General features: G+C 62.3%; 23 protein-coding genes. 18 read left to right on the forward strand and 5 right to left on the reverse strand.

Annotated features, from left to right (window positions below):
• Nucleotides 1–119: 119 nt before the first annotated feature.
• The 3 genes from ABIB36_RS18450 to ABIB36_RS18460 are packed head-to-tail and all read left to right on the forward strand — an operon-like array spanning nucleotide 120 to nucleotide 2708.
• Nucleotides 120–818, forward strand: coding sequence for an MBL fold metallo-hydrolase (locus ABIB36_RS18450; RefSeq protein ID WP_084348788.1), 699 nt, complete (start codon nucleotides 120–122; stop codon nucleotides 816–818).
• A complete protein-coding gene (hisS, locus tag ABIB36_RS18455) occupies nucleotides 815–2086 on the forward strand; it encodes a histidine--tRNA ligase (RefSeq protein ID WP_354562487.1) in 1272 nt (423 codons plus the stop codon). Before ABIB36_RS18450 ends, hisS begins: the two co-directional genes overlap by 4 nt.
• Nucleotides 2087–2144: 58 nt before the next feature.
• Nucleotides 2145–2708, forward strand: a complete 564-nt coding sequence (locus tag ABIB36_RS18460; protein ID WP_354562485.1) for a hypothetical protein — start codon at nucleotides 2145–2147, stop codon at nucleotides 2706–2708.
• A 4-nt stretch (nucleotides 2709–2712) separates the two neighbouring features.
• Here ABIB36_RS18460 and ABIB36_RS18465 read toward each other — a convergent pair whose 3' ends face one another.
• Complete coding sequence (locus ABIB36_RS18465) at nucleotides 2713–3180, reverse strand: DUF3237 family protein (RefSeq protein ID WP_084348988.1); 468 nt, start codon at nucleotides 3178–3180, stop codon at nucleotides 2713–2715.
• 140 nt (nucleotides 3181–3320) lie between these two features.
• On the opposite strand from ABIB36_RS18465, the gene ABIB36_RS18470 reads away from it, so the two are divergent.
• Nucleotides 3321–4352 (forward strand): Rv2578c family radical SAM protein, encoded by a 1032-nt coding sequence (locus ABIB36_RS18470; protein ID WP_084348791.1) that lies wholly within the window; start codon nucleotides 3321–3323, stop codon nucleotides 4350–4352.
• A gap of 3 nt (nucleotides 4353–4355) precedes the next feature.
• Here the strand turns inward: ABIB36_RS18470 and ypfJ are convergent, their stop codons facing one another.
• Complete coding sequence (gene ypfJ, locus ABIB36_RS18475; RefSeq protein WP_084348792.1) at nucleotides 4356–5285, reverse strand: KPN_02809 family neutral zinc metallopeptidase; 930 nt, start codon at nucleotides 5283–5285, stop codon at nucleotides 4356–4358.
• A gap of 161 nt (nucleotides 5286–5446) precedes the next feature.
• On the opposite strand from ypfJ, the gene aspS reads away from it, so the two are divergent.
• Entirely contained in the window at nucleotides 5447–7255 is a 1809-nt protein-coding gene (gene aspS, locus ABIB36_RS18480; protein ID WP_084348793.1) for an aspartate--tRNA ligase, read from the forward strand.
• 72 nt (nucleotides 7256–7327) lie between these two features.
• Here aspS and ABIB36_RS18485 read toward each other — a convergent pair whose 3' ends face one another.
• Nucleotides 7328–8380, reverse strand: a complete 1053-nt coding sequence (locus tag ABIB36_RS18485) for a DUF2189 domain-containing protein (protein WP_354562480.1) — start codon at nucleotides 8378–8380, stop codon at nucleotides 7328–7330.
• Nucleotides 8381–8533: 153 nt separating this feature from the next.
• Nucleotides 8534–9172, reverse strand: coding sequence for an RDD family protein (locus tag ABIB36_RS18490; protein WP_256895927.1), 639 nt, complete (start codon nucleotides 9170–9172; stop codon nucleotides 8534–8536).
• A 332-nt stretch (nucleotides 9173–9504) separates the two neighbouring features.
• Here ABIB36_RS18490 and ABIB36_RS18495 point away from each other — a divergent pair, with 332 nt between their 5' ends.
• The 10 genes from ABIB36_RS18495 to aroB all read left to right on the forward strand — a co-directional run bounded on the left by ABIB36_RS18495 (nucleotide 9505) and on the right by aroB (nucleotide 21118).
• Nucleotides 9505–10674, forward strand: a complete 1170-nt coding sequence (locus tag ABIB36_RS18495) for a protein kinase family protein (protein WP_084348795.1) — start codon at nucleotides 9505–9507, stop codon at nucleotides 10672–10674.
• Nucleotides 10675–10705: 31 nt separating this feature from the next.
• Nucleotides 10706–12124 (forward strand): replication-associated recombination protein A, encoded by a 1419-nt coding sequence (locus tag ABIB36_RS18500; RefSeq protein ID WP_354562476.1) that lies wholly within the window; start codon nucleotides 10706–10708, stop codon nucleotides 12122–12124.
• Nucleotides 12125–12193: 69 nt separating this feature from the next.
• The gene (gene alaS / locus ABIB36_RS18505; RefSeq protein WP_084348797.1) at nucleotides 12194–14863 is read left to right on the forward strand and encodes an alanine--tRNA ligase; all 2670 of its coding nucleotides are present in this window, start codon (nucleotides 12194–12196) and stop codon (nucleotides 14861–14863) included.
• 2 nt (nucleotides 14864–14865) lie between these two features.
• Nucleotides 14866–15402 (forward strand): Holliday junction resolvase RuvX, encoded by a 537-nt coding sequence (gene ruvX, locus ABIB36_RS18510; RefSeq protein WP_179142423.1) that lies wholly within the window; start codon nucleotides 14866–14868, stop codon nucleotides 15400–15402.
• Nucleotides 15399–16733 (forward strand): endolytic transglycosylase MltG, encoded by a 1335-nt coding sequence (locus ABIB36_RS18515; protein ID WP_084348799.1) that lies wholly within the window; start codon nucleotides 15399–15401, stop codon nucleotides 16731–16733. Before ruvX ends, ABIB36_RS18515 begins: the two co-directional genes overlap by 4 nt.
• A gap of 6 nt (nucleotides 16734–16739) precedes the next feature.
• On the forward strand, nucleotides 16740–17549 hold the full coding sequence (locus ABIB36_RS18520) for a shikimate dehydrogenase (RefSeq protein WP_084348800.1): 810 nt from the start codon (nucleotides 16740–16742) through the stop codon (nucleotides 17547–17549).
• A 95-nt stretch (nucleotides 17550–17644) separates the two neighbouring features.
• Nucleotides 17645–18235, forward strand: a complete 591-nt coding sequence (locus tag ABIB36_RS18525; protein ID WP_354562472.1) for a prepilin peptidase — start codon at nucleotides 17645–17647, stop codon at nucleotides 18233–18235.
• Nucleotides 18236–18247: 12 nt separating this feature from the next.
• Nucleotides 18248–19435: a chorismate synthase gene (gene aroC, locus ABIB36_RS18530; protein ID WP_354562470.1), complete on the forward strand. Its 1188-nt coding sequence runs from the start codon at nucleotides 18248–18250 to the stop codon at nucleotides 19433–19435.
• Nucleotides 19432–19995 (forward strand): shikimate kinase, encoded by a 564-nt coding sequence (locus tag ABIB36_RS18535; RefSeq protein ID WP_354562468.1) that lies wholly within the window; start codon nucleotides 19432–19434, stop codon nucleotides 19993–19995. The genes aroC and ABIB36_RS18535 overlap by 4 nt, the downstream gene beginning before the upstream one ends.
• Before the next feature lie 10 nt (nucleotides 19996–20005).
• The gene (gene aroB / locus ABIB36_RS18540) at nucleotides 20006–21118 is read left to right on the forward strand and encodes a 3-dehydroquinate synthase (RefSeq protein WP_084348804.1); all 1113 of its coding nucleotides are present in this window, start codon (nucleotides 20006–20008) and stop codon (nucleotides 21116–21118) included.
• Between the two features lie 85 nt (nucleotides 21119–21203).
• Here aroB and ABIB36_RS18545 read toward each other — a convergent pair whose 3' ends face one another.
• On the reverse strand, nucleotides 21204–21842 hold the full coding sequence (locus ABIB36_RS18545; protein WP_354562465.1) for a B-4DMT family transporter: 639 nt from the start codon (nucleotides 21840–21842) through the stop codon (nucleotides 21204–21206).
• Between the two features lie 105 nt (nucleotides 21843–21947).
• On the opposite strand from ABIB36_RS18545, the gene ABIB36_RS18550 reads away from it, so the two are divergent.
• From ABIB36_RS18550 to nusB, 3 genes are read left to right on the forward strand one after another with little or no spacing between them, the layout of a single operon-like run.
• On the forward strand, nucleotides 21948–23051 hold the full coding sequence (locus ABIB36_RS18550) for a M24 family metallopeptidase (RefSeq protein WP_354562463.1): 1104 nt from the start codon (nucleotides 21948–21950) through the stop codon (nucleotides 23049–23051).
• A 54-nt stretch (nucleotides 23052–23105) separates the two neighbouring features.
• Nucleotides 23106–23669, forward strand: a complete 564-nt coding sequence (efp, locus tag ABIB36_RS18555) for an elongation factor P (protein WP_084348807.1) — start codon at nucleotides 23106–23108, stop codon at nucleotides 23667–23669.
• 1 nt (nucleotide 23670) lies between these two features.
• The gene (gene nusB / locus ABIB36_RS18560; RefSeq protein ID WP_354562460.1) at nucleotides 23671–24246 is read left to right on the forward strand and encodes a transcription antitermination factor NusB; all 576 of its coding nucleotides are present in this window, start codon (nucleotides 23671–23673) and stop codon (nucleotides 24244–24246) included.
• Nucleotides 24247–24263 lie beyond the last annotated feature (17 nt).

Genomic DNA, 24263 nt, shown 5'->3' on the forward strand with positions numbered 1-24263 from the left:
TGAGAACACTCTGACGGGCACCGCAGGCGCGCAGCGCCAGGCACTGGCGATGCCAGTGTGGACGCCGTGCAACTAGGCTGGAGAAAAGACCGTGCCAGACCGATCTAGGAGCTACAGCTGTGCTCGTCACCGGATTCCCGGCGGGAATGTTTCAGACCAACTGCTACATCCTCGCCCAGGACGGGGCAAAAGAATGCGTCGTCGTCGATCCCGGTCAGGATGCGGCAGAGCCCCTGTTCGAGTTTCTGAACTCCTCGAATACGACGCCGGTCGCCGTGCTCCTCACCCATGGACACCTCGATCACACTTGGTCCGTGGAACCCGTCTGCAGAAAGTTCGGGATCCCCGCATACATCCAGGCAGAGGACCGCTACATGCTCTCGGATCCGATTCGAGGGACCGGGCCGGCGTTGGCTGCAATGTTGGGTGACGCCGAGTTCCACGAGCCGGACGAGGTGCTCGATCTCGAGGACGGAATGACTCTCGAACTCGCAGGAATCACGTTCGGCGTACTGCGGACGCCGGGCCACACTCAGGGTTCGGTGGTATTCACGACAACGATCGATGCGCCGGACGGGGATGTGTCCATTGCTTTGACCGGGGACACTCTCTTCGCCGGTTCGATCGGCCGCAGCGACCTCCCCGGTGGTGATCATGATCAGCTACTCCGCTCGATAGGCCGGTCTCTGCTACCGCTGGCCGACGACACCGTGATCCTTCCCGGACATGGCGGCCAGAGCTCCATCGGCCAAGAACGCGCGTCCAATCCGTTTCTCGTTGGACTGTCCGGTCCCGAACAAGGAAATATGCACTCGTGAGCAAGCCGACGACCTTCTCTGCACCCAAGGGTGTTCCCGACTACTTTCCGCCGAACTCCGCCGAGTTCGTCGCTGTTCGAGAGGGGCTACTGACCGCAGCGCGAAATGCGGGGTACGGGCACATCGAACTGCCGATATTCGAGGACACCGGCCTCTTCGCCCGCGGCGTCGGCGAGTCGACCGATGTGGTCAGCAAGGAGATGTACACCTTCGCCGATCGAGGGGACCGATCGGTCACCCTGCGGCCGGAAGGCACTGCCGGGGTGATGCGCGCGGTCATCGAACACGGCCTCGATCGAGGGGCACTTCCGGTGAAGCTGGCATATGCCGGACCCTTCTTCCGCTACGAGCGGCCGCAGGCCGGTCGCTACCGTCAACTGCAACAAGTGGGAGTCGAGGCGATCGGTGTCGACGATCCAGCTCTGGACGCCGAAGTGATCGCCGTCGCCGACACCGGGTTTCGTAGTGTCGGGTTGACCGACTTCAGGCTCGAGATCACCTCTCTCGGTGACGACACCTGTCGCCCGCAATACCGAGAGCTGCTGCAGCAGTTCTTGTTCGCCCTGCCGCTCGACGAGGACACTAGACGCCGCGCGGAGATCAACCCGCTACGTGTGCTGGACGACAAGCGGCCGGAAGTCCGCGAGATGACCGCCGACGCGCCGCTGATGCTCGATCATCTTTCCGATTCCGCCAAGGCGCACTTCGATGAGGTGCTCGCCCACCTCGACGCGATGAAAGTTACCTACGTGGTCAATCCGCGCATGGTGCGAGGGCTCGACTACTACACGAAGACCACATTCGAATTCGTGCACGACGGCCTCGGTGCCCAGTCCGGAATCGGCGGCGGGGGCCGCTACGACGGCCTCATGGCGCAGCTGGGTGGCCAGGAGCTTTCAGGTATCGGATTCGGGCTCGGCGTCGACCGTACGATGCTCGCGCTCGCAGCCGAGGGCAAATCGGCAGGTGCTTCCGCCCGATGCGCAGTCTTCGGAGTTCCGCTCGGTCTGGAAGCGAAAGCGAAGATCGTAGCCATTGCGGGGGAGTTGCGGAAAAAGGGAATCAGCGTCGACCTGGCCTACGGAAATCGTGGCGTGAAGGGAGCAATGAAGGCAGCGGATCGGTCGGGAGCGCGCTTCGCTTTGGTACTCGGCGACAAAGAGCTTGCCGAGACGTCCATCGTTGTCAAAGAACTTGCCACCGGTGAACAGCAGCAGGTTTCGCTGGACGGCGTCGTCGATCATCTCGAGGTCCGTCTTGCCGACTGACGGCTCGGATCACGTCGATCTCGATTTGGTCCCAGTCGAATTCATCAGACCACGGCTGATGAAAATCATGGCCGGCGCGGTAGTAGTCGCGATCCTGCTCGCGATCATCGCGAGCTTCTTCCTGCCCGTGGTTGTGGCAGTCGTACTCGGAGCCATTGTCTTGGTGCCGACGGTGGTCTCGACGTGGATAGTGCTGCGGCGTAGAACATGGTTGAGCGGCAATACTATTCATGTCCGCGGCGGATTCGGGACGAAGCAGCTGTCGGTGCCGAAGGTCGTCACAGCCGAGATTCAGGTGCGGACCGCTCGGATCGACAACGTCTCTCTCCGGTTGTACGACGGCAACTCTCGCGTCACGATCGCGCTCGCGCTCTACACCCAGGGCGGTGGCCGAGAGCTGCCGATCCTGTCCTTGCGCAAGCTCGCCGACGCGCTCTGGACAACCGAGTTGGTACCGGCGGCGGCGATCGCATCGGTTCTGGTCGATCAGCTCAAGGCAGAAGCGCGCGACGCGGGCCTGCACGAGCGGCCCCTGTTTCGAGCCATCGAGCTGGTCCGCTCGACGGGAAGAACTCCGCTAGCCACTTTGACCGATCGCGAAGTCGCCGAATTGCCGAGCTGACGGGTCAGGTCACCAGGAATGCGTCGAGCACAACAGCTTCGGCCGATCGTGAGCCGGATGTCACCACCAGTGCACGGTTGAGATAGGTGAACTGCGGCACCGAGGTCGCGATGCTCAGAGTTCCGCGGAAGTAGTACGTGGCCGGATCGACTTCCTCGGTCCCTCCCAAGGCCTCGATGACGTCGGCCGGGCCGAACTGAAGCCCACGGTACGACAGCGAAAGATATCCTCCCATCGTCAGTTCGAGTGTGAGCTCGGCGCTGAACTCGGTGCAGCCATCCGATCGTGTCAACCCGAAGACGGACGAAGTGCCTGCCAGTGTGCCTTCGATGTCCGGTCCGGGCGCCGCGCCGCCGAGAACGGGGATGACGACTCGTTCTCCCGTGGGTACACCACCGATGTCGATCGGAACTCCGAGAGTCACACCGAGTCGCAGGATCGGTTCGAGGGTCGGGATATTCGGTGCAGTCACGTCGAGGAACGCTCCTTCTGATTCGGGCAGTGGGTACACGCTATCCTTCGGCGCTTGTGCGTATGCGCTGTGCCGCAGCGTGAAAGTCATTCGCCTCGTTGCATCTTGACATGTTCTAGAACAAATGTTCGACTATGTGCATGCGATGGGCAGGACAGACACTCGACGCTGCCGACGCGGACGCGCTACCGGGTTTGGAACGTGCAGGCCTGGTGCGCAGTGTGCAAACGCCGGAGTTCGACGGCATCACCTTCCACGAGGTGCTGTGCAAGAGCGCATTGAACAAGATTTCCGGTGATGCCTCGCTACCGTTCACCTGGACGATCAACCCTGCCCGCGGTTGTTCGCATGCGTGCCGCTACTGCTTCGCCCGCCCCACCCACGAATATCTCGGACTGGACTCCGGCAACGATTTCGATTCGCAGATCGTCGTCAAGACCAACATTGCTGCGGTGCTCCGCAAGGAACTCTCCCGCAGATCGTGGAAGTGTGAACCGGTTGCGCTGGGAACCAATACCGATCCCTATCAGCGCGCAGAGGGCCGCTACCGGCTGATGCCGGGCATCATCCGAGCGCTGACGGAGTCCGGTACACCGTTCTCGATTCTGACCAAAGGCACGTTGCTGAGGCGTGACTTACCACTGCTGACGCTCGCGGCTCGGGAGGTGGACGTGCGCATCAGTATCAGCCTCGCTATCCACGACCCGGATCTGCAGAAGCAATTGGAACCAGGGACTCCGAGTCCGCGGGCCCGGCTGGATCTGATCCGTTCGATTCGGGAGGCAGGTTTGCCGTGTGCCGTAATGGTGGCACCGGTCATCCCGTTCCTGACCGACGGAGCCAAGCAGCTCGACGGACTGCTCGAGGCGTTGGCAGAGGCAGGCGCCACTTCGGTGACCGCGATGCCGATGCACTTGCGGTCCACGACCAAGGATTGGTTCATGTCCTGGCTGGCCGAGCAACACCCTGCCTTGGTCCGGCGATATCGGCAGCTATACGGTCGCGGTGCGTACGTCACACCCGAATACACGAGATGGTTTCGCGAACGAATCGACCCGCTGCTCGTCCGACACGGATTTGCACCCGAGGACACTCGATCCCTGCCGGAGAACACTCCGGCAGGGACAGTATCGAAACTATCCGTACCGGTCGCTGCCCTCACGTTGTTCTGATCGTCACCGGGTGAGCGCGGGAGGGTTGAGCAGATCTCGCGCCGAAAACGTATCGCAGGCCGCGACCTCGCCCGTCCGATAACCCGCGAGGAACCATTTCTGTCGTTGCTCGGACGACCCATGAGTCCAACCCTCCGGATTGACCCGCCCACTCGACGCCTGCTGTATCCGATCGTCGCCGACCGAGGACGCTGCGGACAAGGCGTCGCGAATATCGGTGTCGGTCAACGGAGCAAGGAAGGGAACACCGGTGTCCTGCGCGGGAATCGTCGCAGCATGATTCGCCCAGACCCCTGCGTAACAGTCCGCTTGCAGCTCGACCCGGACAGCACCTGATTGCGGGCCCTGTGGATCCGCCTGCGCGCGGCCGATGTCGCCGAGCTGATTCTGAATATGGTGGCCGACCTCGTGTGCCACCACGTATTCCTCTGCCAGAGGCCCCCCGCTGGATCCGAACTGATCGACGAGAACCTGAAAGAAGCTCGAGTCGAAATAGGCCGTCGAGTCGGCCGGGCAGTAGAACGGGCCGACGGCACTGGTCGCGTTGCCACAGCCCGTGCTGATCGAACCGGTGAACAGCTCAACGGCCGGCTGAACATACGCAACCCCGGTCTGCGACTGGAGTTCGGATTCCCATACCGTGTCGAGACTGCCAACGGTAAAACTCACGCGGCAGTCGATAGCGGCATTCGCGTCGGCGCCCGTCTCGCAGTTCTCCACTGTGCCGCCTGCCTGCGACTGACCTGCATTGTCGGTAGAGCCGCTGAGTTGACCGAGAACGGACCCCGGATCTCCTCCGAACAGCAGGGCCAAGACCAGAATGACCAGGCCTCCTGCGCCGCCGCCCAGAGCGAGCTTGCCGCCTCGCCCGCCACCGCCCCCGCCGGTCGACACCCGGCCAGGTTGCATACGAGCGCCCTCGTTGAAGGTCATCGCCGAAATCCTCTCTTCGGGGTCAATTCTGTGGGCTGTCGGTCGTGGTCGGGCACTAGCTTCGCACGCCGTGGTGGGATCGCGTTTCCGGTCGGCGTAGGTGTCTCCGTAGGATTGGTTACCGACGAACACGCTTTGTGAAATTTTGTGAAAGGAAACCCGTGCTGCGCACCCACCTCGCCGGCTCACTTCGACCCGAGCACGTCGACCGAACAGTCACCCTGACGGGTTGGGTTGCTCGGCGACGCGATCACGGCGGTGTCATTTTCATCGACCTTCGTGACGCGTCCGGCGTCGCTCAGGTCGTCTTCCGTGAAGGCGCCGTTGCCGAACAGGCCCACCGTCTACGGGCGGAGTACGTGGTGAAGGTGACCGGCAAGGTCGAGACCAGGCCGGACGGTAACCAGAATTTCGAGATTCCGACCGGCGCCGTCGAGGTCGACGCATCCGCGATCGAAGTTCTCGCCGAGAGTGCGCCGCTCCCGTTCCAGCTCGATGAGCAGCCGGGCGAGGAAGCTCGTCTGAAGTACCGGTACCTCGATCTGCGTCGCCAGGGCCCGGGAAGCGCCATCCGTCTGCGATCGCATGTCAATGCTGCAGCGCGCAGTGTGCTTGCGCACCATGAGTTCGTCGAGGTCGAGACACCCACTTTGACGCGGTCCACGCCGGAAGGTGCACGGGATTTCCTCGTGCCTGCACGTTTGCAGCCCGGTAGCTTCTACGCGCTTCCTCAGAGTCCTCAGCTGTTCAAGCAGCTGCTGATGGTCGGTGGAATCGAGCGGTACTACCAGATCGCGCGCTGCTACCGAGACGAAGATTTCCGAGCCGATCGTCAGCCCGAGTTCACCCAGCTCGACGTCGAAATGAGCTTTGTCACCCAGGAAGACGTCATTCTGCTGGCCGAAGAGATCCTCGCGGCCTTGTGGAAACTGGTCGGCTACGAGATCGTCGACAAGATTCCTCGGATCACGTACGCCGAGTCGATGAGGCGTTACGGATCCGACAAGCCGGACCTTCGGTTCGAGATCGAACTCGTCGAATGCACCGACTTCTTCGCCGACACGACTTTCCGGGTATTCCAGGCGCCGTACGTCGGAGCGGTAGTGATGCCGGGTGGCGCATCACAGCCGCGCAAGCAGCTCGACAAATGGCAGGAATTCGCCAAGCAGCGCGGGCATAAGGGACTTGCCTACGTACTCGTCGGCGAGGACGGAAGCCTCGGTGGACCGGTAGCGAAGAATCTCACCGATACCGAGCGCGACGGCCTCGCAGCTCACGTCGGTGCCAAGCCCGGTGATGCAATCTTCTTCTCCGCGGGACCGATCAAAGGCTCGCGCGGACTACTCGGTGCAGTCCGTGGTGAGATCGCGCGCAAACTCGACTTGATCGACCCGAAGGCTTGGGCCTTCGTCTGGGTCGTCGATGCGCCACTGTTCGAGCCGACGTCCGACGCGACGGCCAGCGGTGACGTTGCCGTCGGCTCCGGGGCGTGGACGGCCGTGCACCATGCCTTCACTTCGCCGAAGCCGGACTCGATGGCGACCTTCGACACCGACCCAGGTTCGGCGCTCGCCTACGCATACGACATCGTCTGCAACGGCAACGAAATCGGTGGCGGCAGTATTCGTATCCACCGCAAGGACATTCAGGAACGCGTGTTCGCGGTGATGGGAATCGGAGAAGCCGAGGCACAGGAGAAGTTCGGATTCCTGCTCGACGCTTTCAGCTACGGAGCGCCACCGCACGGTGGAATCGCCTTCGGTTGGGACCGGATCACTGCACTACTGGCCGGAGTCGACTCGATCCGCGAGGTCATCGCATTCCCCAAGTCCGGCGGCGGCGTCGACCCGTTGACCGACGCACCGGCGCCGATCACGCCGCAACAGCGTAAGGAATCCGGCATAGATGCCAAGCCGGAGAAGAAAGAATCCGCGCAGGTCGAAAAGGATGAGCCTTCGGCTGCTCGATAGTCGAATTCACAAGTAGAAGGGCCCCGATTCTCTCGAGAGAATCGGGGTCCTTCTACTTGTTCTACCGAAAGCTCAGGCGATCGATTGTCCGCTCGTCACGATGCGGTAGGCGTACGTCGAGGCAATGATGGTGATCGGAATGGTCACCAGTAGTCCTAGCCCGCATGGGATCGCGCCGAGAATGTTGATTCCGACGAGTGCGAGTGCAAGCAAGAACAACTGGCCCGCGTTCGACGAAATGGCCCTGAAACTCGACTTGATGGCTGTGATCGAATCTTCGTTGCGGTCGACCACGAACTGAAGAGTCCACCAGGTCAGAAACACCACGATGATGCCCGGGATGATCAAAAGCACGAAACCGATCGTCGTCATGACCCCGATCAGCACGCTGGCGATGATGATCGCTGCCACATTGGCGAACTGGAAGAACGATCCGATCGTGGGCTTGGTTCCGTCGACCTCGTGCAATGCACCGCGAACCATCGCAGCCTGGATCAGGTATGTCACGACCGCACCGACGAGCGTGCCGATGATTCCCAGAACATCGAAACTCGACGAGAAGTCCCCGGACGTGTCGAATCCGCCGAAGATCAGATTGATAACCAGCTGAAGGACTGCCGCGATGAGGACGATACCGACCCACACGCCTGCGTTGTCCTTGAACTTGTTCCAGCCGAAGGAAATCGCCCCGCCGATGTCGAGCGTCGGGGGCAGTCCACCGCCGAATCCGGACCCGTGCGACCCGTAGTTTCCGGGTGGCGGGGGGTAGTTGCCGGGAGGCGGGGGATAGTTGCCGGGAGGCGGGGGATAGTTGCCGGGAGGCGGGGGATAGTTGCCGGGAGGCGGGGGATAGTTCCCGGGTGGGTAGTTACCCGCTGGGGGTGGGTAGTTACCGGACGGTGGCGGATAGCCCCCAGGCGGGTACCCACCGGGGGGTGGATAGTTACCGGGAGGTGGGTAGTTACCGGGGGGTGGATAGTTACCCTGAGGTGGGTAATTGCCAGGCGGGGTGCTGCCGGGTGGGGTGTCGCTGCCGCCTCCTGGCTGTGAAGACTTCCCCAGGTCTGGTCGTTCGGGGTCGGGAGTGCTGCCGTACTGCGGGCCGTTCGGTGGGTTCTCGCTCACGGTATTTCTCCTTGTTCAGGGACTTCAGGTCATTGTGCGCCGTTCGAGTCGGCTGAACACCCGTATCCGTCGGTCGGTGAAACTGGAAAGCGGATCCATCTGGACTCTCCCGATGGATCCGCCTTGCCAGCTCCCTCTGTATCCAGGCTCGGCTCAGTTGAGCGTGATCACCTGAGTGCCGCCGGCGAGCTCGTCGTGCTTGCCCTGCTTGATGGGGCTCGAGTTGATCGTCACAGCAATGACGATGTACGCGACGAAAACGAGCAAGCCACCAAGAACCGGAACGATGTTCAGCAGCAGAAACGCATTGCGCTTCGCAGCTTCGGCTTGCGTGGGGTTGCCGCCTGCAGCGCCGAGGGTGCGAAGACCCAGCAGTTGCTTGCCCAGCGTTTGCCCGCGGCTCGACTCGAGAAGCGTGAAGTAAGCGAATCCCAGAACCGCGGTGACGAGGCCGAGAATGAACTGCCCGACGAACCCGTCCGGCGAGATTGCATAGACGATGAGCGCCACTACGGCCACGATGATGCCGTCGATGAAGCGAGCGGCGAACCGCGCTCCCAAGCCCCCTGGCCGGCCGCCTCCTGGCAACTGAGAACCGAGGCCGTACCCGGCATTACCCGAGGCGGGCGGCGGTGGGTAACTGCCGGGTGGCGGGTAGTTCCCCGATGGCGGGTAGTTGCCGGGCGGTGGGTAGTTGCCGGGCGGTGGGTAGTTGTTGCCCGGATTCTGCGGATACTGCGGCTGATTCGGGTCTACGCCGCCGTACTGCGGATCATTGGGCGGGTTGGTCACGAAATATCCCCCTCGAGTCGTTGTTCATCCATGAACGCGCCGTCGCGTACTGACGCAATTTCAGGGTGAGCGAACCCCACCGGCTGTGATGTGTCAAGCCTGACGTGGCGTCGAGCAGTGCACATGTCGAAGCGAATCGCTCTTTCCGAAGATCCAGGTACTACCGCCGGAAGTTCCACCTGTGTCGATACCCTTGTTTCCGGTCTGTCCGGTTCGATGCCTGTCGTGATGAAATTGGTATCGGGCGATTCCCCAGGTCAGTCCGAAACAAGCTGATTCGACGTCTCGGAGCCGCCATAGTTTGTCATACAGACCGGGTACCTTGGTACGCGATGACCGCAACATTGGCAGATCCTGTCTCAGAGGTGGTAGCAGCTGCAGAGCAGCTGCTTACCCGACGTACCGGTGCACATGTCACCCTGGTCGATCCCGTCGACCTCGGAGGCAGTGGACAGGCAATCGTCCTTCGCGTTCGAGTTTCCGAGAATCCTTTTCAGTTGCCTCGAACCCTGGTGATCAAGCAGGTTCGAGATACCGCAACCGACACCGAACTCCACAGTGAAGCCGAGACGGTCGGCGGTAGGTCGGCCTTTCTCCGTGAGGCGGCGTCGTATCAATTCACCACGGCTCTCGCGACCGACAGTCGGCCAGGGCCGGCCCTGCTGGCCTACGACCTGGGGGCAAGATTGCTCGTTCTCAGTGATCTAGGCGATGCCAGTTCGATCACTGCATTGCTCAAACATTCAGACTCGGCATCGGTCACCAACTCGCTGATGGCCATGGCGCAAGCACTCGGACGTATGCACGCCGCCACCGCTGGGCGAGAGGACGACTTCGCAGCGCTGCTCAGGCGTGTTGGGCTGCCGCATTCGGCTGATGGCATTTCGGAGCAGATACCGAAAGCGCTTGTTGCCGTGCCCAAGATGCTCGCCGAAGAACTCGGCATGACGGACACTCCGCAACGGGTCCTGGACCGGGTGGAGCGAAGCGGGCGGTTGTTCGCGCACGGTGCGCTTCGTGCCTTCAGCCCGTCCGACCTGTGCCCGGACAACATAATCGTCAACGGGGAGGGTGTGCGCTTCCTCGACTACGAGTGGGGTGGCTTTCGAGACGCCACCCTCGACATCACGTACGCGTTGGCGTCCTCTCCCGGATGCCTGTGCCATTTCGACCTCTCGGCAGAGCGTGCACAAGCCATGGTCGACGCATGGCGAGCCGAGGTTGTCGGAATTTGGCCGCAGCTGTCCGACGACCGGGTCCTTGCATCGAAAATCCTCGATGCTCAGCTCATCTGGGTCTGGATGTCGACTTACTGGTTTCTGCCCGACGACCACACGCGGATCGCCGCCGCGCGCCGGCATCACCTCTCCGTTCCACGGTCCGAGGCACTCATATCGCGTTGGCGAATCCTTTTCGAACAGGCGCAACGTACCGGCGACCATGAAGTGACCGATTTCGCCGAGAAAGTTCTGGCGTCTCTGAGGTCGAAGTGGGACCGCTGAACTCCGCCCGTAGTTCGGTAGCGTTCGACTGGTGAGCATGAGTTTCGGAGCTGGATTCGACGAGGGAGAAGAAAGCGGTCTGTTCGAGACCTTCGACTCCGCTGAACCTGACCCCGGTGAGCGAGGTCCGGCGAACATCGACGCAGCCGAAGAGCCGCGTCCGAGCCGGTCCTACGCCCGACCGGACGCTCCGTTGGCTGTGCGGATGCGCCCCAAGAATTTGGACGAGGTCGTCGGACAGGGGCATCTCCTTGCGCCGGGCGCCCCGTTGCGACGCCTCGTCGAAGGTTCAGGCGCATCTTCGGTGATGTTGTACGGCCCACCCGGCACCGGCAAGACCACGCTGGCCTCGCTCATCTCCGGAGCAACGGGTCGCAGGTTCGAGGCATTGTCAGCGTTGTCGGCAGGCGTCAAAGAGGTTCGAGTAGTCATCGACCTGGCTCGTCGCCGGTTGACGGCAGGTGAGCAAACCGTCCTGTTCATCGACGAGGTTCATCGGTTCTCCAAAACCCAGCAGGATGCTCTGCTGGCCGCCGTGGAAAACCGGATCGTACTTCTGGTGGCCGCGACCACGGAAAATCCGTCTTTCTCTGTGGTCTCACCGTTGCTGTCCCGCTCCCTCGTGCTCCAACTGCACCCGTTGAGTTCTGCAGACATCGAACTGCTGCTCACTCGCGCCGCTGACGATCCGCGGGGACTGGACGGAACCGTCTCGATCGACGCCGACGCGATGGCTCATCTGGTCCGGTTGGCAGCAGGCGATGCACGTCGTGCGTTGACTGCGCTCGAGGCGGCGGCAGGGGCAGCTACCGGACCGACACTCGACCTCGCCACCGTCGAAGCGAGTGTCGACAAGGCGGCAGTGCGGTACGACCGCGACGGCGACCAGCATTACGACGTCATCAGTGCGTTCATCAAGTCGATCAGGGGATCCGATGTCGATGCCGCACTGCACTACCTGGCGCGGATGATCACAGCCGGAGAGGATCCGCGATTCATCGCACGCAGACTTGTCGTGCATGCGAGCGAGGACGTCGGAATGGCGGATCCCACTGCGTTGCAGACGGCGATGGCTGCTGCCACGGCGGTGCAGCTCATCGGCATGCCGGAGGCGCGATTGGCGTTGGCGCAGGCCACAATTCACCTTGCTACCGCACCGAAGTCCGGTGCGGTCATCGCTGCGCTCGGTGCGGCGATGGCCGATGTCGCAGCAGGCAAGTCCGGACAGGTACCCACCCACCTGCGGGACGGGCACTACAAAGGGGCGGAAGCGCTCGGGAGTGCGGTGGGTTACAAGTATCCGCACAGCAACTCAGGCGGAGTTCTCCGGCAACAGTACCCACCGGACGAATTGGTGGGTGTGGACTACTACGCGCCCACTGATCATGGTGTGGAGCGTGAGATCGCGACTCGCGTAGGCAAGCTACGCCGCATCGTGCGTGGCCGCTGACATGCACGCGTTGACGTGCAAATGGTGGTGATGACACGGGGTGCACCGGCGGCGCGTTAACCTGTACCGGTGCAAACCCACGACATTCGCAGGCGTTTCCTCGACCACTTCGTAAAGGCAGGCCACACCGAGGTGGCCAGTGCCTCGTTGGTGCTCGACGATCCCAACCTGTTATTCGTCAATGCAGGAATGGTGCAGTTCGTTCCTTACTTCCTGGGCCAGCAGACACCTCCGTTCGCTACGGCGACGAGTGTTCAGAAGTGTGTCCGCACACTCGATATCGAGAACGTCGGCATCACCACGCGGCACAACACGTTCTTTCAGATGGCCGGCAACTTCTCCTTCGGTGACTATTTCAAACGCGAAGCGATCCACTATGCCTGGACGCTCCTGACCGGCAGTGTGGCCGACGGCGGATACGGATTCGATCCTGAGCGGATCTGGGTGACGGTCTATCTGGATGACGACGAGGCAATTTCGCTGTGGAAAGAACTTGCCGGGATACCTGACGAGCGGATTCAACGTCGAGGGATGGCCGACAATTACTGGTCGATGGGAATTCCCGGTCCTTGTGGACCGTGCTCGGAGATCTATTACGACCGCGGGCCCGAATACGGTGTCGACGGTGGGCCGGAGGCCGACGAGGATCGTTATATCGAGATCTGGAATCTCGTCTTCATGCAGAACGAGCGCGGTCAGGGAATCAGCAAGGACGATTTCGAGATCCTCGGGCCGCTGCCGAAGCAGAATATCGATACCGGCATGGGCGTCGAGCGCGTGGCTTTCCTGCTTCAGGGCGTCGACAACGTCTACGAGACCGACCTGGTTCGTCCGGTCATTGCCAAAGCCGAGGAACTGAGCGGCCGGGCGTACGGCAAGAACCACGAGGACGACATCCGGTTCCGTGTCATCGCAGACCATGCGCGCACCGCCGCGCTGCTCATCTCCGACGGCGTCAACCCGGGCAACGATGGGCGCGGATACGTGCTGCGTCGTCTGTTGCGCAGAATTGTGCGCTCGGCTCGTCTGCTCGGTGCGCCGGACCGGACCATGGGCCAGTTCATCACCGTCGTCCGCGACACAATGGCTCAGTCGTACCCGGAGCTCGTCACCGGCTTCGATCGCATCCTCACTGTCTCGGTCGGCGAGGAGTCTGCCTTTCTCAAGACCCTCACTTCCGGTTCCAAGCTGTTCGACACAGCGGCGGAGTCGGTGAAGTCGACAGGAAAGAAGACAATCGGCGGCGCCGAGGCGTTCGCGTTGCACGACACTTACGGATTCCCGATCGATCTGACGCTCGAAATGGCGTCGGAGGCAGGTTTGAACGTAGACGAGGACGGCTTCCGGTCGCTGATGGCCGAACAGCGTCAGCGCGCGAAGGAAGATGCACGTTCACGTAAGCATGCTCACGCCGACCTGTCCGTCTACAAGGACTTCGTCGACCTCGGGGCAACGGAGTTCACCGGCTTCGAGGAGTTGTCCTCGGAGGCGAATGTGCTTGCCCTGATCTCGGGCGGAGTTCGCGTCCCGACGGCTACAGCGGGGGAGTCCGTCGAGGTCATTCTCGATCGCAGCCCGCTGTATGCGGAATCGGGCGGACAGATCGCCGATATCGGAACGATCAGTGGCCCGGGTTTCAGCGCTGACGTGGAAGACGTCCAAAAGATCGCGAAGAAGGTATGGACGCACAAGGTCACGGTCCAATCGGGTCAGATCACCGAAGGCGACGTCGTGCGCGTCGACGTGGACCCATCGTGGCGTAAGGGCGCAACGCAGGGGCACTCTGGAACCCACATGGTGCACGCGGCACTGCGGCAGGTCCTCGGCCCCAATGCGACGCAGGCTGGATCGCTGAACAAGCCCGGGTACCTCAGATTCGACTTCTCCTGGCAGGGCGCACTGTCCGAGGCTCAGCGACACGACATCGAAGCTGTCGCGAACGACGCGATCGGTGCCGACCTCGCTGTCAACACCTTGGTTACCGACCTCGACAGCGCCAAGGCCATGGGCGCGATGGCGCTGTTCGGGGAAAACTACGGGGACGAGGTTCGCGTCGTAGACATCGGTGGACCGTTCAGCATGGAACTGTGCGGAGGAACGCACGTACAACACACCTCGCAGATCGGGCCGGTCACGTTGCTCGGCGAGTCGTCGGTGGGTTCCGGGGTGCGCAGAGTCGAAGCATTCGTCGGCCTGGATTCGTACCGTTACCTGGCGAAAGAACGCGCCCTGCTCGCCGGGATCGCGTCCTCACTGAAGGTTCCGACCGAGGAAGTGCCAGGCCGGATCGAAACACTGGTGGAGAAGCTGCGAGTGGCGGAGAAGGAACTGGAGGCTGTGAAGGCAGCTTCCGTGCTCGCTTCGGCAGGCGGCCTCGCTGCAGGTGCCGAACGACTGGGACCCATTCGAGCAGTCATAGCGCGCGCCCCCGACGGCGTTGGCGGCAACGATCTCCGCGGTCTCGCTGCCGACGTCCGCGGACGTCTCGGGTCCGAACCTGCGGTTGTGGTCCTTATCGGTGATGTCGATGGGAAGGTCCCCTTCGTGGTGACCGCAAACGCCGGCGCACAGGAAGCGGGTGTGAAAGCAGGGGAACTGGTGGCCAGCTTCGGCCCGGCCATCGGTGGACGCGGCGGCGGTAAAGCCGAATCCGCACAGGGATCCGGATCGAATCCAAGCGGTATTGCCGATGGATTGGCCGCTGTGCGTGCCCGGATCGCAGAACTCGTCGGCGCTTGATCGTGCCGGATCCCTCTCGTCGACCTCCCGGCCTTCCGGACCGTCCAGGAGCGGACGATCCCGGCCTCGGACGTCGAATCGGAATCGACGTCGGAAGCGTACGTGTCGGTGTTGCAGTCAGCGACCCACGGTGCGTACTCGCGACCCCGGTGGAGACTGTCGTGCGGTCCAAGCCCAAAGGATCGGACGCATCCGACGTCGCGCGTGTCGTCGAGATCGTCACCGAGTACGAGGCGGTCGAGGTGGTTATCGGACTCCCACGCACTCTGCGAGGAGAGAGTGGATCCGCGGTCAAGGCAGCTGAGGGTTTTGCACGAGTATTGTCGCGGCGACTGCCCGGCGTGCCGATTCGGATGTCGGACGAGCGATTGACTACGGTAACTGCGACGCGTGCACTTCGAGACAGTGGTGTGCGGGGGAAATCACAGCGCTCGGTCATCGATCAAGCTGCTGCGGTCGCAATCCTGCAGGGGTGGCTGGATGAGCGGTCCGCGCGGCTGAAATCGGCAGAGACCGATCCAACGCCGGAGGTCGAGTGAACAACCAAAGGTCCACGGACCGGGGGAAGTACGAGTACGACGACGAAGCGCTGACGGATCCGATCGGGTATCAGGTCGACGAAGGCAGCGAATTTCATCACGCTGTGACTCGTGGCGGTCCGCAGGAGGTGGGACGTTCACGAGCGGAGGTTCGGCAGGACCGGTCGGCCCGAAAGCGCAAGCGACGCGGCCGCAAGGTCGGGCTGGCGCTGGGGATGATCCTCGTCATCGTTATCGCAGTGGGAGGTTTCCTCGTGTACGACCGGTTTGTCGGTGGCCCGGTGGCCCCTGAGGACTTCACGGCTGGTAGTTCGGGGCCGTCGGTGGTGCTGCGAGTGCAGCCGGGTGACACTGCAGATCAGATCGGTGTCGAGGCGACCGAGAAAGGCATCGTGGCGAGTTCGGGTGCCTTCATGGAAGCTGCCGTCGTCAACCCGGCAATGTCGTCGGTGCAGCCCGGCTACTACCTGCTCGAAAGTCACGTACCTGCTCAGGATGCAGTGACAGCACTCGTCGATCCGTCCGCTCGAGTCGGCAACGTCGTGATTTCCGAGGGCCGTCAACTTCACGATTCACGTGACGTCAATACCGATGCTGTCAAAAGGGGCATCTACACGCTCTTGTCGGAAGCAAGCTGCATCGACACGACAGGTGCAGGCACGCCGACGTGTATTTCCTACGCCGACTTCAACACCGCAGGTGGGCTCGCCGAGCCGATGGCGTTGGGTGTTCCGGAATGGGCGCGGGCCGAGGTGAGTGTGGTCCCCGATCGAGACCGTCAGCTGGAAGGACTCATTGCTGCCGGCACGTGGGACTTCGATCCGACCGCAGCACCGGGTGAGATTCTCCGACAGCTCGTGGAAGAAAGTGCGGCAACCTACGAGAACACCGGGATACTGACCGCAGGCACCAGCTCGGGGCTCAGCCCGTATCAGACGTTGGTGGCAGCGTCTCTCGTCGAGCGTGAATCGCTTCCGTCGGATTTCAGCAAGGTAGCGCGCGTCATCATCAATCGGCTGGCCGCACCGCAGAAGCTCGAATTCGACTCGACGGTGAATTACTCCCTCGACACAACCGAGGTCGCCACGACCGACGAGGACCGAGCGACAGTGACGCCGTGGAACACCTACGCCATGGAGGGACTCCCGGCGACCCCGATCGCGGCGCCGAGCATCGGTGCAGTGGAAGCGGTCGAGGCACCCGCAGATGGCGATTGGTTGTACTTCGTGACCATCAACCAGGTTGGTGAGACGTTGTTCACGCGCGACTACGACGAGCACCTCGCAAATATCGGAAAGGTCGAGGACGGATTCCTCGACAGCGGACGGTAGAAACCGATGCGCGCCGCCGTTCTGGGTAATCCGGTCATCCATTCGAAATCGCCCCAGTTGCATCTCGCTGCCTACCGTGCGTTGGGCCTGAGCGATTGGACCTACGAACGAATCGAGTGTTCTGCCGATCAACTGCCCGGGCTCGTGGGCTGTCTGGGTCCGGACTGGGTCGGCCTGTCGGTGACGATGCCGAACAAGGTTGCGGCGTTGGAGTTCGCCGACACGAGAACCGATCGCGCGGTTCTCGCAGGCTCGGCGAACACCCTGCTGCGCACCAAGACCGGATGGCGAGCCGACTGCACAGATGTCGATGGGGTGAAGGGGGCGCTGCGCGAGGCCGGTGTCGTCGATCTCGCCGGTCGGGCAGTCATGGTCGTCGGAGCCGGCGGAACATCGAGGCCGGCTCTCGTCGCGCTCGCCGAAATGGGGGCACGATCGGCGACAGTTGTCGCACGATCGGCAGATCGAGCCCGCGAGACCCTCGCATGCGGCGAAGCGGCGGGCTTGAGGACCGCGTTCCTTGGTATGTCCGACGGATCGTTGCCCGGCGCAGCCGCCGCGGCGGCCGTTGTTGTCAGTACCGTGCCTGCAGAGGGCGCTTCACCGGTGTCAGCGGCCCTTGCGCATGCGCCGATCGTCCTCGACGCGATTTACGATCCATGGCCGACGCCGTTGGCGACCGCGGTGGAGTCGGCCGGTGGCATCATCGTCTCGGGCCTGTCGATGTTGCTCAATCAAGCCTTCGGGCAGGTCGAGCAATTCACGGGTCTATCCGCTCCGCGCGCGGCGATGACGGCAGTGATCGAAGCCTACTGACGGTTTCATCCACAGGTGGCTCGCCGATACACAGGGCAGTTGTCCACCTGGGAATCCGACGCGGAGTAGGTCGGGAGTAGTTCCACACTTGCCCAATGACCACATCATCTCTGGGATGGGCACTCGCGTTCGGTTCGATCGGATGGGGCGTAGGACTCGTCACCGAGCGAACAGTGACAGAGCTGGCACCGTCGTGGAAGGCCGTCGGACTTCCGTTGGCGCTCGGTGCGGTGTGGTCGGCGGGATCGCTCCTCGGTTGCGGTATCACGCTCGGGCTGTTGAGTTGGTGGTGTTCGGTGCTGGCGTGCATCGACGTCGGGTGCAGGCGATTACCGAATCCGCTGACAGGCGCTGGAGCGTTCGTTGTCCTGTTGCTCGGAGCTTTCTCCGGTGACATCGCGCCGATGCTTGTCGGTGCGGCGGCGCTGTTCGGCAGCTATCTCCTCGTTCATGTGTGCCTGCCCATGGTGTTCGGTGCTGGTGACGTCAAACTGGCGTGGCCACTCGGCGGTGTTGCGGCGATGGCAGGTCTCGACACGTGGGCGTTGGTTGCGATTCTTCCGCCGCTGCTGACCGGGCTGGTGGGGGTGACGATGACGGCACTCGGCCGCAGAGATTGCACCGTTCCCCATGGCCCATCCATGTGCGTGTCTACCCTGCTGGCACTCGCGGCTGCACCGACGTGAAAAGATGAGGCCGTGCTGCGCTGGATAACTGCCGGAGAATCTCACGGCCCTGCCCTCGTGTCCATCCTCGAAGGAATGGTCGCGGGTGTCGAAGTGACCTCGGACGACATTGCCGATCAGTTGGCTCGCCGCCGACTGGGCTACGGACGCGGTGCCCGGATGAAGTTCGAGGCCGACAAGGTGACGATCACCGGTGGTGTGCGTCATGGTCGGACCATCGGTGGCCCGATTGCCATCGAAGTAGGCAACACCGAGTGGCCCAAATGGGAACAGGTCATGTCCGCGGACCCGGTGGACCCTTCGGTTCTCGACGCGTTGGCGCGGAACGCTCCGTTGACCAGGCCCCGTCCCGGGCATGCCGATTACTCGGGAATGTTGAAATACGGGTTCGACGACGCCAGGCCGGTTCTCGAACGGGCGAGTGCCCGTGAAACTGCCGCGCGGGTTGCGATCGGCACTGTTGCGCGCAGCTTCTTGAAACAGGCACTCGGCGTCGATGTCGTCTCCCACGTCATCTCCATCGGCGCATCGGACCCCTACGTCGGTCCACCACCGTCCGGTAACGATCTCGACGCGATCGATGCGAGCCCGGTGCGAGCCTTCGATGCAGCTTCCGGTGAGTCGATGATCGCCGAGATCGAGGCTGCGAAGCGAGACGGCGACACCCTCGGCGGCGTCGTCGAGGTCGTTGTACATGGCCTTCCTGTCGGGCTCGGATCGTTCGTCAGCGGAGATCGTAAGCTCGATGCGCGACTTGCTGCAGCGCTCATGGGAATTCAGGCGATCAAGGGCGTCGAGGTAGGTGACGGTTTCGAAACGGCCCGTCGTCGTGGCAGCGCCGCGCACGACGAGATCACCCCGGGCCCGGACGGGATCCTGCGATCGACCAACCGTGCAGGTGGTATCGAAGGTGGCATGACCAACGGAGAGCCTCTTCGTGTCCGGGCAGCGATGAAGCCGATCTCTACTGTCCCTCGCGCGCTCGCAACGGTAGACATGTCGACCGGCGAAGAAGCGGTCGCGATCCATCAACGCTCCGATGTATGTGCGGTACCCGCTGCGGGTGTCGTAGCCGAGACGATGGTGGCTCTCGTCGTAGCGCAGGCAGTGCTCGAGAAGTTCGGTGGCGATTCGTTGGCGGAGACGGCGAGCAACGTAGCGCATTACCTGAAGGGCAACGCCGCCCGACCACCACGATGACTCCCTATGCGGTGCTGGTGGGGCCTCCCGGCGCAGGGAAGTCCACCATCGGTAGGCGCGTGTCTCAGGCGCTCGAGTTGGAGCTGCTCGACACGGACGCAGCGATCGAGCGCCGCACCGGTCGTACAATTCCAGAGATCTTCGCGCAGGACGGTGAGCAGGCGTTTCGAGTGATCGAGGAGCAGGTCGTTGCCGACGCGCTTGCCACCCATGAGGGCATCGTCTCGCTCGGAGGCGGATCGATTCTCTCCGATCGCACGCGCGCATCGCTGGCGTCGCAGACAGTGGTCTACCTCGAAATCAGTGTGGCGGAGGGGTTGCGTCGAACCGGGGCCAATACATCCCGCCCGCTGCTGGCGGGTCCGGATGCACGCGCCACATACCAGGCTTTGATGCGCACACGGCGTCCGCTCTATCGTTCGGTTGCCACCATTCGCGTTCGCACGGACGGGCGAAGCCCGGCCCGAGTGGTCGGACAGGTCGTGGCGAAGCTGAAGCAACATCATGCCCAGGAAGGCACTACGCCATCAACAGTGCACAACGAGACGTCGAGTGGATGAAGGTGAACGGATGACCGACCCCGTACGCGTAATGGTCAATACTGCAGCGCCGTATCCGGTGATCATCGGCAGAGGATTGTTGACCGACCTGGTCGATCAACTCCTCGGTACGAAGACTGTTGCGATCTTCCATCAGCCGCCGCTTGCCGAGACGGCCGAGGCCGTCCGAGAGGTGTTGGCGGCGAAGGGAATCGATGCACACCGCATCGAGATCCCGGATGCAGAGGACGGCAAAGAACTCGCGGTCGCCGGTTTTTGCTGGGAGGTTCTCGGCAGAATCGGACTGACCCGAAGCGATGCCGTGGTGAGTATCGGTGGGGGAGCGGCTACCGACCTCGCAGGCTTCGTTGCCGCGACGTGGATGCGTGGCGTCAAAGTGGTCCACGTGCCGACGACGCTGTTGGCGATGGTCGACGCGGCAGTCGGTGGCAAGACTGGCATCAACACCGAGGCGGGAAAGAACCTTGTGGGCTCGTTCCACGAGCCTTCGGCAGTGTTGATCGATCTCGCGACGTTGGAGACGGTCCCGAAGTACGAGATCGTCTCCGGCCTGGCAGAGGTCATCAAGACCGGTTTCATCGAGGACCCGGTCATTCTCGACTTGATCGAAGCCGATCCCGAAGCAGCAATGGACCCGACTGGGTCGGTTCTACCCGAGCTCATTCGACGGTCCGTCGAAGTCAAGGCCCGAGTCGTTGCTGCTGATCTACGTGAGTCCGACCTTCGGGAGATACTCAACTACGGCCACACTCTCGCCCATGCCATCGAGCGACGCGAGCGGTACCGCTGGCGTCACGGCGCAGCCGTGTCGGTAGGTCTGGTGTTCGCGGCAGAGTTGGGACGGCTTGCGGGCCGCCTCGACGACGCCACTGCCGACCGCCACCGCAGCATTCTCCAGTCGGTCGGTCTTCCCGTCGGATATGACGGCGACGCATTCGGTGATCTTCTCAAGGGAATGCAAACCGACAAGAAGAATCGCGCCGGGATGCTCAGATTTGTCGTGCTCGACGGATTGGCGAAACCGGGGAGGCTCGAAGGGCCTGATCCGGCTCTTCTCGTCGCTGCATATTCGGTAGTCGCCAAGGAAGACCCGGGACCGGGTAGTTCGGGCATTTTGCTCTGATCGAGGCGCGATCCGAATGGAAAATCCCCCCTGTATTTTCGGCCCATGGGTCGAAAATACAGGGGGGATTCCTTGTGTTCGAGAGTCAGCGTTCGGAACGATGCTCGCCGTGTGAAGTGCCCTTCGGGTCCTCGGCGTCGGGCTGCACAGCCTGGAACACCTCGGTGTCCGCGTTGTCGTCGGCCCATCGATTCTGGTCGGCTACCGAACTCTGGTTCGAGGCGGTAGTCCCTGCGCCGACCAGATGACGATCGTGGCGTTCCTGTTCGTGTTCGGCATCGGATGCGGCGAGCTTCTTCTTCGCCTCGCGTCCGACGAGCAGGCGGCCCAGGAACACCGAGATGGTCGCCGGGATGAAGATCAGAAGAATGGTGAACGCTGCACCCGAGGTCATCTCGAAGAACAGTGAGTTCTGGCCGAGACTGAAGTCCACTATCAGCCCGATCAGCCATGCGAGCAGTCCAGCGAGCAGACCGCCGACGATTGCTGCCTTGAGCCACAGCATCGTCAGATCGGCGCCGTAATCCGGGTCCGGGTTTGCGCGACGGTCACGAATACCGTCGATACCAGCCCACACGATGACTGCGAGCAAGACCACAGCCAAGCCCAACCATCGAAGCTGCGAACCATGCAACGGCCACTGCGCTACTGCCAAACCCAGCAGAATTCGCACTCCGACGTTGATCAGTCCCATTCCGATTCCGCGTACCACCCACCCTGTCATGGGGGACAGCGTATCCGCTTCGGGGCGGCACTGTGGCGCGCCCCACACAAACTGCGTCTTCGCGTCGCCCAAAGGTCGAACGTGCGACGGCGGTACGTTGTAGGAATGCCTGCAGATTTCGCTGCCCGTCGCTCGGCTCTTCGACAGTCCTTGATCGCGAAGGAACTCGACTCTCTTCTGGTCACAGACCTGCTGAACATTCGGTATCTCACCGGGTTCACTGGATCGAACGCAGCGTTGATCGTCGGAACCGGTGATTCTTCACCGAATGAAAGCAGGACCGTCATCTGCACGGACGGCCGATATCTCAGTCAAGTCGCCGAGCAAGTCCCCGATCTTCGTGCAGTGATCGACCGGTCTTCGGCGGCACATCTGCTGGCGAGCGAATATGCGCCGCGGGGCGCTGCCATCGGATTCGAGAGCCATGTCGTGACCGTCGATCAGCATCGAGGATGGAGTGAGGGAAATGCCTCGCTCGATCTGGTGTGCAGTCCCGGTCTCGTCGAAGAACTTCGAATGGTGAAGGACGAGTACGAAATCGGCTTGCTACGCGAGGCCTGCCGCGCGGCCGACGACGCTTTTGCCGTGCTCGTCGAGCGTGGTTCGATTCGGCCTGGCCGTACCGAACTTGCCGTGGCACGTGAACTGGAGTCGCTGATGGTCGAACACGGCGCGGACGGGATTTCCTTCGAGACGATCGTGGCGACGGGTGCGCATTCCGCGGTGCCGCATCACCGACCCACTGCAGCAATCCTGGAATCGGGCGACTTCGTGAAGTTCGATTTCGGCGCGCTCGTCGGTGGATATCACTCGGATATGACCCGAACGGTGGCTATCGGGAGCCCAGCGGATTGGCAGCGAGATGTGTACGAGTTGGTTCTGCGCGCTCAGACGGCTGGAAGGAATGCGCTCGTCCCTGGTGTGAGCACTGCATCTGTGGACGCTGCTGCGCGATCGGTCATCGAAGAAGCCGGGTATGGCGAACTGTTTCTGCACGGACTCGGCCACGGCGTCGGATTGGAGATCCACGAAGCGCCGGGAATCGCACGCACGAGCACCGGTACACTGCAGTGCGGTGCTGCTGTGACTGTAGAACCGGGTGTGTACTTCTCAGGGCGCGGAGGCGTTCGGATCGAAGACACACTCATCGTCCGCCCCGGCGGTCCTGAGCTTCTCACCATGACCAGCAAGCAACTCACTCTCGTGTGACATCACGGTCACTGCGAGATAAGAACACGCGAACACGAGGAGACATAAAAGCCAGTGGCTTCCACCAGCGATTTCAAGAATGGTCTCGTCCTCAGCATCGATAACCAGTTGTGGACGATCACCGAATTTCAGCATGTGAAGCCGGGTAAGGGCCCCGCGTTCGTGCGCACCAAACTCAAGAACGTCCTGTCCGGCAAAGTTGTCGACAAGACCTTCAATGCCGGCGTCAAGGTCGAGACGGCCACGGTCGATCGTCGTGACATGACGTACCTGTACCACGACGGCACCGATTACGTCTTCATGGACGGTGACACCTTCGACCAGCTCGCCATCCCGGAGGCAACGGTCGGCGACGGCGCTCGTTTCCTGCTCGAGAACCTTCGGGTTCAGATCGCGATGCACGAGGGGGCACCGCTTTACGTGGAGCTACCTGTGACGGTCGAACTCGAGGTCAAGCACACCGATCCGGGCCTGCAGGGCGACCGGTCGACCGGAGGCACGAAGCCGGCCACTTTGGAGACCGGCGCCGAGATCTCGGTTCCGCTGTTCATCAACACCGGTGACAAGCTGAAGGTCGATTCGCGCGACGGAAACTACCTTGGGCGTGTGAATTCCTAACGTGTCGTCCAAGAAGGCAGCAGCGCGCACCGAGCCTGTGAAGAAGCTCGGTGCGCGCCACAAGGCCCGCAAGCGCGCTGTAGATTTCCTGTTCGAGGCAGAGGCACGGGACACCGATCCGGTGGACCTCGCCAAAGAACGCATCGAGCTTGCTCGCGCGGACGATTCGATCGCCCCCGTGAGTGAGTACACCGAGACCTTGGTGGTCGGTGTGGCCGAGAACTTGGATCGACTCGATGGTGTGATCTCGGATCATCTCAACGACTGGACACTCAAGCGGCTGCCCGCGGTGGATCGTGCGATTCTGCGCGTTGCGGTATGGGAGTTGTTCCACGCTGTCGACGTTCCCCCCGTCGTTGCTGTGGACGAAGCGGTCGAACTCGCCAAGCAGTTGTCCACCGACGATTCACCGTCGTTCGTCAACGGTGTGCTAGGCCAAATCGTCCTCGTCGCGCCGCAGGTTCGCGCGGCAGCAGCGGCGGTGTCTTCGCGCGTTGCAACAGCCAGTTCTCAGCCGGATGGCACTGGCGAAGACTCCGCATCGGTCGAAAACCGCGAGCACGCTTCCGACGAGTAATGTCCGTCACGCCAGGC

This window comes from Rhodococcus sp. UYP9, assembly GCF_040547235.1.
Classification (GTDB): domain Bacteria; phylum Actinomycetota; class Actinomycetes; order Mycobacteriales; family Mycobacteriaceae; genus Rhodococcoides.